The 10,931-nt window shown below is 54.8% G+C and carries 12 protein-coding genes and 1 tRNA gene; 9 read left to right on the top strand and 4 right to left on the bottom strand.

Annotated features, from left to right (window positions below; all coding sequences use genetic code 11):
• Positions 1-31 precede the first annotated feature (31 nt).
• The 3 genes from rimK to IEX96_RS07685 all read left to right on the top strand — a co-directional run bounded on the left by rimK (position 32) and on the right by IEX96_RS07685 (position 2,913).
• Positions 32-937, top strand: a complete 906-nt coding sequence (gene rimK / locus IEX96_RS07695; RefSeq protein ID WP_150005240.1) for a 30S ribosomal protein S6--L-glutamate ligase — start codon at positions 32-34, stop codon at positions 935-937.
• Positions 938-949: 12 nt separating this feature from the next.
• On the top strand, positions 950-2,008 hold the full coding sequence (locus IEX96_RS07690) for a succinylglutamate desuccinylase/aspartoacylase family protein (RefSeq protein WP_150005241.1): 1,059 nt from the start codon (positions 950-952) through the stop codon (positions 2,006-2,008).
• 128 nt (positions 2,009-2,136) lie between these two features.
• On the top strand, positions 2,137-2,913 hold the full coding sequence (locus tag IEX96_RS07685; protein WP_150005242.1) for an alpha/beta hydrolase: 777 nt from the start codon (positions 2,137-2,139) through the stop codon (positions 2,911-2,913).
• Here the strand turns inward: IEX96_RS07685 and IEX96_RS07680 are convergent.
• Together IEX96_RS07680 and IEX96_RS07675 are read right to left on the bottom strand one after the other, a co-directional pair.
• Complete coding sequence (locus tag IEX96_RS07680; protein ID WP_188873734.1) at positions 2,910-3,344, bottom strand: DUF6691 family protein; 435 nt, start codon at positions 3,342-3,344, stop codon at positions 2,910-2,912. The genes IEX96_RS07685 and IEX96_RS07680 overlap by 4 nt on opposite strands.
• On the bottom strand, positions 3,344-3,772 hold the full coding sequence (locus IEX96_RS07675) for a YeeE/YedE family protein (RefSeq protein ID WP_150005243.1): 429 nt from the start codon (positions 3,770-3,772) through the stop codon (positions 3,344-3,346). Before IEX96_RS07675 ends, IEX96_RS07680 begins: the two co-directional genes overlap by 1 nt.
• Positions 3,773-3,848: 76 nt before the next feature.
• Between IEX96_RS07675 and IEX96_RS07670 the strand changes: the two genes are divergently transcribed.
• The 5 genes from IEX96_RS07670 (at position 3,849) to IEX96_RS07650 (ending at position 9,149) form a co-directional block, all read left to right on the top strand.
• The gene (locus tag IEX96_RS07670) at positions 3,849-4,175 is read left to right on the top strand and encodes an ArsR/SmtB family transcription factor (RefSeq protein WP_229773608.1); all 327 of its coding nucleotides are present in this window, start codon (positions 3,849-3,851) and stop codon (positions 4,173-4,175) included.
• A 529-nt stretch (positions 4,176-4,704) separates the two neighbouring features.
• On the top strand, positions 4,705-5,190 hold the full coding sequence (locus IEX96_RS07665) for a 2OG-Fe(II) oxygenase (protein ID WP_188873733.1): 486 nt from the start codon (positions 4,705-4,707) through the stop codon (positions 5,188-5,190).
• 89 nt (positions 5,191-5,279) lie between these two features.
• Positions 5,280-6,335: a ferrochelatase gene (hemH, locus tag IEX96_RS07660; protein WP_150005395.1), complete on the top strand. Its 1,056-nt coding sequence runs from the start codon at positions 5,280-5,282 to the stop codon at positions 6,333-6,335.
• 137 nt (positions 6,336-6,472) lie between these two features.
• Positions 6,473-7,462 (top strand): alpha/beta fold hydrolase, encoded by a 990-nt coding sequence (locus IEX96_RS07655; RefSeq protein ID WP_150005246.1) that lies wholly within the window; start codon positions 6,473-6,475, stop codon positions 7,460-7,462.
• A gap of 682 nt (positions 7,463-8,144) precedes the next feature.
• Positions 8,145-9,149, top strand: a complete 1,005-nt coding sequence (locus IEX96_RS07650; RefSeq protein WP_150005247.1) for a carbon-nitrogen hydrolase family protein — start codon at positions 8,145-8,147, stop codon at positions 9,147-9,149.
• Here the strand turns inward: IEX96_RS07650 and IEX96_RS07645 are convergent.
• Positions 9,146-9,355: a hypothetical protein gene (locus IEX96_RS07645; protein ID WP_149999840.1), complete on the bottom strand. Its 210-nt coding sequence runs from the start codon at positions 9,353-9,355 to the stop codon at positions 9,146-9,148. The genes IEX96_RS07650 and IEX96_RS07645 overlap by 4 nt on opposite strands.
• A 140-nt stretch (positions 9,356-9,495) precedes the next feature.
• On the opposite strand from IEX96_RS07645, the gene IEX96_RS07640 reads away from it, so the two are divergent.
• Positions 9,496-9,570: transfer RNA gene (locus IEX96_RS07640), tRNA-Val, on the top strand.
• 134 nt (positions 9,571-9,704) lie between these two features.
• On the opposite strand, the gene IEX96_RS07635 is transcribed toward IEX96_RS07640, so the two are convergent.
• Positions 9,705-10,907, bottom strand: coding sequence for a cation:proton antiporter (locus IEX96_RS07635; protein ID WP_188873732.1), 1,203 nt, complete (start codon positions 10,905-10,907; stop codon positions 9,705-9,707).
• Positions 10,908-10,931 lie beyond the last annotated feature (24 nt).

Genomic DNA, 10,931 nt, shown 5'->3' with positions numbered 1-10,931 from the left:
AGGCTCACGATAGCCAATTGGGAGATCTACCATGCGTATCGCCCTGCTTGCCCGTAATCCGAATCTGTATTCCCACCAGCGCCTGATGGAAGCCGCCAAAGAGCGCGGCCATGAGATTCAGTGGATCGACACCATGAAGGTGTATCTGAAGATGGGCGAAGTGCGCCCCGAAATGCGCTATAAAGGCGAAGAAATGCCCGAATTCGATGCGGTTATCCCGCGGATCGGTGCATCCATCACCTTTTTCGGCACTGCGGTTTTGCGCCAGTTCGAAGTGATGGGGGTTTATCCCTTGAACGAATCGGTCGCCATTTCCCGATCCAGAGACAAATTGCGTTCGATGCAGCTTCTTTCCCGACGCGGGGTAAAGCTGCCCGTGACCGGCGTTGCCAATGGCACAAGGCAAACCGATGATCTGATCCATATGATGGGAGGACCGCCTCTGGTGATCAAGCTGGTGGAAGGCACCCAGGGTGTGGGGGTGGTTCTGGGCGATACCATGCCAGCGGTGAAAAGCATGATTAATGCCTTTGCAGGCCTTGAAGCCCATATTCTGGTGCAGGAATTCATCAAGGAAGCCGGCAACGAAGACATCCGTTGTCTGGTGGTTGGCGAAAAAGTGGTGGCCTCTATGCGCCGCAAAGGGCCGGAAGGTGATTTCCGTTCCAATCTGCATCGGGGCGGCTCGGCCCATGCGGTAAAAATCACGCCGGCTGAACGCGCCACCGCTGTCAAGGCGGCCAAAGTCATGGGGCTCAATGTGTGCGGTGTGGATATGCTGCGGTCCGATCGCGGTCCGCTGGTGATGGAAGTAAATTCCTCACCGGGGCTGGAAGGGATCGAGAAATCCACGCATCTGGATATCGCAGGAAAAATCATTGAATTCATCGAAAAAGATGCCCGCCCACATCGGACGAAAACCAAGGGGAAAGGCTAAGCGGGGCCGGTTATGACAAAATCGAAAAGCGCCCGCCCGCCTTTTGTTCTTGCCGGCCATGAGGTGGAAGCCGGGGAGCGGACCCATGTGAATGTGCCACTTCCCAGCCAATCCAGCTATATGCCCATTTCCATGCCGGTGCATGTGGTGCATGCCAAGCGCGATGGACCGACATTATTCTTGTCGGCCGCGGTGCATGGGGATGAAATCAACGGCATTGAAATCATCCGGCAGGTGATGGCCCATTCCGCTCTCAACCGTATGCGCGGCACCCTAATCGCCGTCCCCATTGTCAATGTTTACGGCTTCACCACCCACACCCGTTATTTGCCCGACCGGCGCGATCTCAACCGGTCTTTTCCCGGCTCCCAGCACGGATCTTTGGCATCGAGGCTGGCCTATGTGTTCGCCAGCGAAATCATCGACCGCTGCACCCACGGAATCGACCTGCACACCGGGGCCAATCATCGCACCAACCATCCGCATATCCGCGCCAATCTGGATGATCAGGAAACCGAAATCATGGCCCGCGCCTTTGGCACCCCGGTGATCATCAATGCCAATATGCGCGATGGCTCCTTACGCCAATATGCTGCAGAAAAAAATGTCAAAACCCTGCTTTATGAAGCCGGAGAAGCCCTGCGATTCAACAGCCTGGCCATCCGTGCCGGAGTGCGGGGCGTTTTAAATGTGATGCGGGTTCTCGATATGATTGGCGGCAAACCCTCCCTCGATCATTCGGTTATCAAAGCCAGTGAGTCGCAATGGGTTCGCGCGCCGAAAAACGGCTTGTTGCGGATAGAGGTTCATCAAGGCACCCGCATCGAAAAAGGCGATACATTAGGCACCATTTCCGATGCCATCGGCAAACATGATGCCAGCGTGATATCGCCAGTGACCGGAATTGTGATCGGCCGCACCAATCTGCCGGTGGTGAATGAAGGGGATGCGCTTTTCCACATTGCCCGTTTCAATGATTCCGCCAAGGTGGAAAGCGCCATCGAAACCTTCCATTCCACCCATATCGAGGGGCTTGGCCCGGGCGATTATCCCGATCTGGGCGTGGTGTGATGAAACCGCCCGGATATGGTGGGTTTTGAATTCTGGACAGCAAATCATAAATACAGGAATGGTGACGGGCTGGCATAAGTCCATCCGGCACGCTATTCTTGTGCCCGGATAAAGTGGGGACACACCGGATGAGCGACAAGACGCCTATCGTCATGGTCCACGGCATGTGGAGCCGTGGAAATTGTTGGGACCGGTTGCGCGCTTATTTTGAAGAGCGCGGCCATCGCGTGCTCGCCCCCACATTGCCTTGGCACGATATGTCCGCCGCCAGCCCGCCTCCCGCAAAGCTGGGATGCGCCTCTCTCATTGATTATACCGATGCGCTGGAAAAAGAGATCACCGCCTTCGACCGCGATGCCATCCTGATTGGCCATTCCATGGGTGGGCTTTTGGTACAAAAATTGGCCGCACGGGGCTTAGGGTCCAAATTGATCTGCCTGTCGCCCGCCCCGTCATCGGGCATGTTCCCCTTTTATTGGGGGCCGACCCGCAGCTTTCTCAAAACCACCTTGCGCCCCGGCTTTTGGAAAAAACCCCATAAAGCATCGTGGGAGCAAGCCCGGTGGAGCGTCTTCAATGCGGGCGTTCCTTTGGAAGAAGCCCGCGCCGTATATGCAGATTATGTCTGGGAATCGGGGCGTGCACTTTTTGAACTGGCGCTGTGGTATCTGGATGGCGATCAAGCCGCTTGCGTCAACCGTGACCGTATCCGCATCCCTGTTCTGGTGGCTGTGGGCGCACAAGACCGCATCACACCCAAAGAATGGGCAAGATCAGCGGTGCGCCGTTTCGAAGGCCGGGCACGCTATGCGGAATTCCCCGATTACGGCCATTGGCTGATCGGGGACCCCGCTTGGCCCCATGTTGCCAAACGCATCGAGCGCTTTCTGGAAACAGGGCTTTAGGCAGATGCGCTTTGTGCCCGTCTGTGCACTATAAAGCGGGTGACGATCATGCCAAAAACCATGGCCAGGCCGAAATAGACCACCTCCATACCGCCCACCGCCAAGGCGGTGATGGCGGGGCCGGGGCAAAAGCCGACCAACCCCCAACCAATACCGAACAAAGACGCGCCAATCAGCAAGCGCTGATCCACATCGCGGCGCGTGGGCAGGCTGAACCCTGCCCCCCAAAGCGGTGCTGTGCGTTTGAAAACAAGGCGGTAGCCAATAAAGGTCACGGCCAAAGCCGCTCCCATTACAAATAAAAGGCTTGGGTCCCACGCCCCGGCAACATCAAGAAAGGCCAGAACCTTCAATGGGTTCACCATCATCGAAACAACAAGACCCAATCCAAACAGAAGACCGATCACGAAACTTCCCAGAAAATTCTTCATCACCACATCCCCAAAAGATGACGCATCACAAACACCGTGGCGATGCCTGTGGCCATAAAGCTGATGGTGGCAATGACCGAACGGTGCGATAAGCGCGCCACACCGCACACACCATGGCCGCTGGTACAGCCGCCCCCCAATATGGTGCCCACGCCAACCAAAAACCCGCCCAGAACCACAAGCAGCAGGGGAACAGGGATAGTGATTTCGGGCTTTTCACCCATCACCGCCCAATAGATCAACGGCGCAGCAATCAAGCCCAGCAAAAAACCGCCGCGCCATGTCCGCTCGGATGCAGAAAGCGAGAAGAACCCACCCAGAATACCACTGACCCCTGCGATTCTTCCGAAAAACAACATGGCCAATACGGCGGACAAACCGATCATCGCACCACCGGCCAACCCGGCAAAGGGGGTGAATTCCGTCATAGATATCTCCGCGCCAAAGAGGTTCTTGATACTATATTCTAATATACGTATATACAAATATATGAATTTACAGGATATGCAACACTCGGCCCAATCCGCCAGCGAATTTCTGCGCATTCTGGCCCATGATGGGCGGCTGATGATCCTTTGTCGCCTGTGCGAGGGGCCATCATCTGTTGGCGCCTTAAGCGAGGCGCTGGGCCTCCGGCAATCCACCCTATCGCAGCATCTGGCGATTCTTCGGCGCGAAGGGCTGGTGCAAACGAAGCGGGATGGCCAAACCATTTATTACAGCCTTGGCGACACCCGCACGCGCGAGGTGATCGCCCTTCTTTATCGCTTGTTTTACCAAGCCGACAGGAAAGACCAAACGGCAGAAAGTGGGCCCGTGGGCAAGACATAAAGAAAGAGCCGCTGGATCGCCAGCAGCTCTTCTTTAGGGCAGATGCCCTACATTTTACCGATTATTTCTTACCGGCAGGCTTTGCTTGGGCGGGCTTTTGCGCACCAGGTTTCGCTTGCGGCTGGGATTGAGACGGTTTCTGTGTCTTCATCGGCATGGTCTTGGTCCTTTGGACTGTTGCAGTCGGAGATCATCTCCAACGCATTATCATTTGGGCATCTCAAGCCGCCGGAGTAGATGTGATTTTTGCATAACGCTGCCCTTAGTCATGCGTTTTTTACATAACATTTTCGTTCTTTATGGCCGGAATCTGTATTAAAGATTGACCTTTGCAAGAAAGTGTTTATGTGCAGCTTTCACAGGATTGTTTGATTATATTTCAAATATCCACTTTTGAAAGACTGTTATGTCTTCTGCTTTCGCACTGAGCTCGACAAATGGTCGCCCGCCCTTTACGGGCCCTGGGGAGGTTTTTGTCGCGCAGCAAGATGTATTCAGCACTGAAGAGTGCCAGACATTACGCCAGTCGATGGATCTTTCTCCCACAGAATCAGGCAATCTTTCAGGGTTTGGTACGGTTCGGTCCATCCGCGCGTGCGACATTTTATGGCTGGACGATCAACCCGAAACATCCTGGATTTTTGAACGTCTTGCCCGTCTGTTATCATCCATCAATCAACAGTCTTTCGGCTTCCGGCTGGACAGCTTTCAAGAAGGCGCGCAGCTTATCCGATATGATGGCAGCGAATTGGGAACCTATGACTGGCATGCCGACCGCGGGCGGGCGCCTGCCACCCGCACGCGCAAACTCTCGGTTTCCGTGCAGATCACACCGGAAGCCGAATACCAAGGCGGACGATTGGAATTGAACGGCGAAGGCACCATGATCGAAGCCCCTGCCAGCCTTGGCACAGCTATTGTCTTTCCCAGTTTCGTGCTGCATCGTGTTACCCCGGTCACCGCGGGTCGCCGCATTGCCCTGGTGGCATGGCTGCATGGCCCCGCCTTCAGCTAAGGCACTCTATTTTCAACCTTTCCGCTTCTCCGCCCAAGACAAACTCCTACGGATATGGCAGTCACTGGAAAAACGCAGGGACATATATGATGGCCAAGTCACCGCCTTCTTCAGCCACAACCAGTTCAAACCCGCTGCCTGCCGGACATCCACCGGTTAAAATCGGGCGCATTGGCGTGTTGATAGTCAATTTGGGAACCCCCCAAAGCACTGATTATTGGTCGATGCGGCGATATCTGAAGGAATTTCTTTCCGACCAAAGGGTAATCGAACTGAACCCCTTGGTTTGGAAGCTGATTCTCAATCTTTTTATCTTGCCCTTTCGCCCACAAAAATCGGCGCGGGCCTATCGCGCCATCTGGAACCGGGACCGCGATGAAAGCCCGCTTTTAACCCTCAGCCGCGCTCAGGGAGAAGGGTTGGCCAAGGCGTTGGACGATGACCGACTGGTGGTGGCCTGGGCCATGCGCTATGGGCACCCTTCCATCGGTGAAAAGCTGACACAGCTTCAGGAACAGGGCTGTGACCGCATCGTCACATTGGCGCTTTATCCGCAATATTCCGCCACCACCACCGCCAGTGTCCATGACCAGCTTTTCCGCGAATTGATGAAACGGCGCTGGCAACCGGCCATTCGCACAATCCCGCCCTATTATGATCATCCTGCTTATATTGCCGCCCTTGCCGCGTCTGTCCGCCGCCACATCGCAGAACAAGGATGGCAACCGGATATGCTGTTGGCATCTTTTCACGGCATCCCCAAAGCCTATTTCGACAAGGGCGATCCCTATCATTGCCATTGTCAGAAAACCGGACGCTTGCTGCGCGAAGCCCTTGGCTTGGATGAAACAAATTTTCAGGTCACCTTTCAATCGCGCTTCGGACCAAAGGAATGGCTCGAACCCTATACCGATGAAAGCTTGAAAGCCTTGCCCGCCAAAGGCATGAAAAAGGTTTTGGTGGTCGCACCGGGTTTTGCATCCGATTGTGTGGAAACCTTGGAAGAACTTGCCATAGAAGGCCGGGACATCTTCATGGCATTTGGTGGTGAGCATTTTTCTTGCGTCCCCTGCCTCAATGATCATCCCGATCATATCGAGATGCTGGAAACACTGGTTCGCAATGAAATTTCAGGATGGCTGTAAAAAAGGCCACATTCCCTCCTCTTTAGATTTCCTTCAGAGAAGCACCACGCTATATTCCACCTCTAAAAGGTGAATTCGTGAATAGGCGGGACAGCGCCATTTCTTGCGCCATCACATCTATGACCGGGGGGTGAAGAATGTGGAAGTTTGCAAAATGGTGCCTTTGGGCCATAGCCATTTTTGCTGTGCTGTTATGTGTGATCGTGCTCAATTATGGCACACCTGATCTGGATCGCGCGCTTTTGACAGAATATTACGCCAAAGCCCCCTCCCGATTTCTCGATTTACCCGCTGGCGGACGCATCCATTACCGCGATTATGGTCCGGCTGATGCACCGCCCGTTGTTTTGGTGCATGGCTCTGGCTCTTCTTTACATAGTTGGGAAGGATGGGCCGATAGTCTCGTCCCGCAATTCCGGGTCATCACTCTGGATCTGCCCGCCCATGGGCTCACAGGGCGTATCCCCGGCGATGATTATGGCATTTCCGGCATGACCGCGGCCATTGATGCCATTGTTGATGCGACCGGCCTTGAACGCTTTGTTCTTGGCGGCAATTCCATGGGCGGAAAAATGAGCATCGCCTATGCCTTGCAGCACCCGCAAAAAATTGCCGGATTAATCCTGATCGATTCGTCCGGTTATTATCCTGAAACCATGCCCCCGCGCTCCGTCCCCCTTGCATTCACCTTGGCACGCACTCCGGTCTTGCGCCATCTGATGACATGGATAACCCCGCGCGCCATTATCCGGGACGGTTTGAAAAATGTTATGGCCGACAAACAGCGCGTCACCGAAACGCTAGTGGACCGTTATTGGCATTTGTTGCTGATGGAAGGATCGCGTGAGGCGATGATGGAATATTTCGCCACGCCTGATGTCCCCGTAGATCCAAGCCGGATCATCAGCCCTACCCTGATCCTATGGGGCGGGAAAGACACCCTTTTACCACCGGAAGTGGGCGCAGCTTTGGCGGAACAGATCCCGCAAGCGCATCTGCTGGTTTATGAAGATCTGGGCCATATCCCGATGGAAGAAGACCCGCAACGAACGGCCCATGATGCCATGGCCTTCCTTTCCAGCCTGACAGACGACACAGGCTGGAACCAGTCCGCACGCGCCCGTTAAGCTAAAATCCTGTGCCCATGGCAAAAAGAACGGGGCCACCCGGCCCCGTTATGACATGCATATAGATCACTGAAACTGGCCTTTTCTTTTTCGATCGCAGATCCCGTCAGGAAGCAAGGCGTTGGCTCAAGCGGCCAGAAAAACGGCGGCTGCGACGATCACGGCGTTGGCTGTATCCTGTGGAAGGACGGTGCGCTTGGGTGCTGGCAAACATTGTGGTTCTCGCTTTCAATCTTTGATCTGCTCTTATGGCAGGCTGTTGCTGTCGTGACTCAGGCTTCTATGCTTAGGCCAGACGTTGATAACGCTGGCGGCGGCGAAGGCGACGGATGGAACGTTTTGCTGATCCGTTGGTGGCTGTGTTTTCGATCATCATCGCTTTATCCTCAGGTCTGTCGGTTTGTTACTGTGTATTTTTCTTACCGAGTTATCGTCTCGGTGTACTAGGTATGTAATACACCTAATCGGCAATTCAAGCATTTTTTTGATGTGGAATAGGGTTTTTGCATAAAAATAAGACTAAGTAATTGTTATTAAATGAGATTATAAAGTGACAAAAAAGACATATCCATCGAGCAAACCTCTTGTCGTCAAGGCTTATGCTAAAAGAACGGTGCTCTTTTTTGCCGACTCATAAACACTGCCGCATCTATTCGACCTCAAAAAAACCGGGAGATCCCCTATGACCCAGGCCACGTCGTCCTCCCCCGTCCAACCGTGCCTTGCGATCATCCAGCGCGCTCCGGTCTTCCTAAATCTTCCGGCATCGGTGGATCTGGCAATCTCGGAGATCGAAGCCGCCGCGAAAGAAGGAGCAACCATCATCGCTTTCGCTGAATGTTGGCTGCCGGGCTATCCGGTATGGCTGGATGAAGCGCCCAAGGCGGCGCTTTGGAATCAAGAAGGAGCAAAGCAGCTTTATCAGCTTTTGTCCCAAAACGCCGTGGTGCTTGGAGACGCATATCTCTCTCGCCTTGCCGATGCCGCCCGGCGCACCGGCTGTTACATCCTGATCGGCAGCCATGAACGGCGCGGCGGCACGCTTTATAATACCAGTTTCAGCTTTGCACCCGATGGCACCTATATCTATCACCGAAAACTGGTTCCCACTTATACGGAGCGGCTGATTTGGGGACGCGGAGACGGCTCTACCCTTAAAACACAAGAAACCCCGTGGGGCGTGCTTGGTAGCCTGATCTGCTGGGAACATTGGATGCCCTTAGCCCGCGCCGCCATGCATGCGCAAACCGAGGCCATCCACATCGCCCAATGGCCCACGGTGAATGATATGCATCAGGTGGCCAGCCGCGCCTATGCCTTTGAGGGCAGATGCTTTGTGGCGGCAGCGGGCTGCATCCTTTCCAAAGACCATGTTCTGGATGGCTTTGCATCTTTAAAGCCCGATATGCCGCAAGCCTTGGACATTCTGGGTTCTATGCCCCCTGAAGGCAGCGATCTGATCCAACGCGGGGGCAGCGCCCTTATCGCCCCCGATGGCCGCTATAGCGTCTCTCCCGTTTATGATCGGGAAATCCGGCTCATGGCACCGCTTGATCTGGGGCATTTGGCCCGCGAACGCCAAGCTCTGGATAGCGCCGGACATTATTCCCGCCCCGATATTTTTGAATTGTCGGTGAATACAAAGCCACAAATGGGCGTGGTGTTCAAAGACGACGAGACGGATTAAAATCGGCCTTTGAACGGTGTGCCTGTTACCAACGTAATCACGTGGCCCGCCAGCATCAAAAGCACCAAAATCGCCACGAACTGCACAAAGCCATAAGGCACCAAGGGCGGCTTTCCCGGCACATATTCGCGTCGAGACAAAAGCGTGGTCAGCGCAAGAACCAAAAGTGTAACGCCCATCAGGCTCAGGGTTACGAAAAGTGTCATCGCCAATCCGCTCTTTTCACCGTCTTTTCACAGCATTTCTGCTCAGTTATGGCGATCTACCGTGTTTATCTGGCAAGGGCCATAGGAAAATGGTTGCACTCATCCCCGAAGCCGCTATATAAGGCGCCTCCGTGACGAGCGGGCGCGTAGCTCAGGGGTAGAGCACTGTGTTCACACCGCAGGGGTCGCAGGTTCAAATCCTGCCGCGCCCACCATTTAAAGCAAGGGCTTAGCCATTTTGGGCTGAGCCTTTTCTTTTATGCACCAATCGGCCTTTGAGGGAATCGGCTGCAGCCGGACAGATGGATTGCGTTCACTGCGCGGTCAGAACCGGGCCAACCCTTAGCAATCACCGCCTTATATAGCGCCCATAAAGCCGCGATAAGGGGGTGGCCGACAGGCCATGAAGAACGATGGAAAATGCCACGGTCAGCATCACACATGCCTGCAATTCCGCATGGAACGGCACGTCATATGTCTCGAAAATCATCAAGGCAAACAGGATAGACGCAAGGCCACGCGGCCCGAACCACCCCATGAACAACCGGCCGGGATAATCGACCTTGCTTCCCATGAAAGACAGCATGATCGCCACGACCCGCACCACAAACAGGCTGGCCAGCGCATAAAGAACAGTGCCCCATCCCATCACCGCCAGCCCGTCCGGCAACAAGGTTGCGCCAAACAGCAAAAAGGTGAAGGCCGTCAGAATTTGGCCCTCTTCCTCCATGAAATCAATCAGCGCCCCACATCGGTGTTTCACCGTACAGCCCAAGGTAATCCCGGCTGAAAAAGCCGCCAAGAATCCATTACCGCCAATACTTTCGGCCAAGGCATAAGCCAAAAGCGCCAAGGCCAGCATCGCCACCCCTTCCAACTCTTTGGTGACCGTGCCGGACCGCACCGCCCAGTCGATCAAATGCCCCCCAAGATATGCGACGATGATCCCGCTCAGCGGACCCAAAACAATCTGCATGACGGCGAATTGCGCCATCGCCGGTCCGGAGGAGCCGGGGCCATCGGATGCCGAGGCCAAAATCGCAAACATCACCACCGCAGGCAAAGCAAGGCCATCATTGAGGCCACTTTCCGCCGTCATCACTTCGCGGGTTTCTAAAGGCACGTCTTTGTTTGTCAGCACCGCCTGCCCAAGGGCCGCATCGGTGGGGGCGAGCATGGCCGCCAGCAAAAACGCCGCCATGGGCGGGACATCTGGAAACAAAAGCAGCGCCAACACACCACCGACCAGAACGGCCAAAGGCAGCCCCACCAACAGCATACGCAGCGCCAGAATTTTGCCGTTCAACAGTTCTTTCACATCCAAGCGGGCCGCATCGCTGAACAGCACAAGAGCCAAGGTCAGCTCCGCCAATAAATGAATGCTGCCATGCCCCGTATCGAAGGCCACCAAATCAAAGCCGTCGGCCCCCACCAAAAACCCGAACAGGGCAAAGGCCATCGGCAGGGTCACCATCCCATCGTTCAGACGTTTGGAAAAAACCGCATAAAACAGGGTCCCTGCGGCGAGAATTGCCAAGTCCATCGCCGACATAAACCATCTCCGAAAACAGGCTGC

This window comes from Iodidimonas muriae, assembly GCF_014647255.1.
In the GTDB taxonomy this organism is placed as follows: domain Bacteria; phylum Pseudomonadota; class Alphaproteobacteria; order Sphingomonadales; family Rhodothalassiaceae; genus Iodidimonas; species Iodidimonas muriae.
This window is presented reverse-complemented; position numbering and strand designations above follow the sequence as displayed.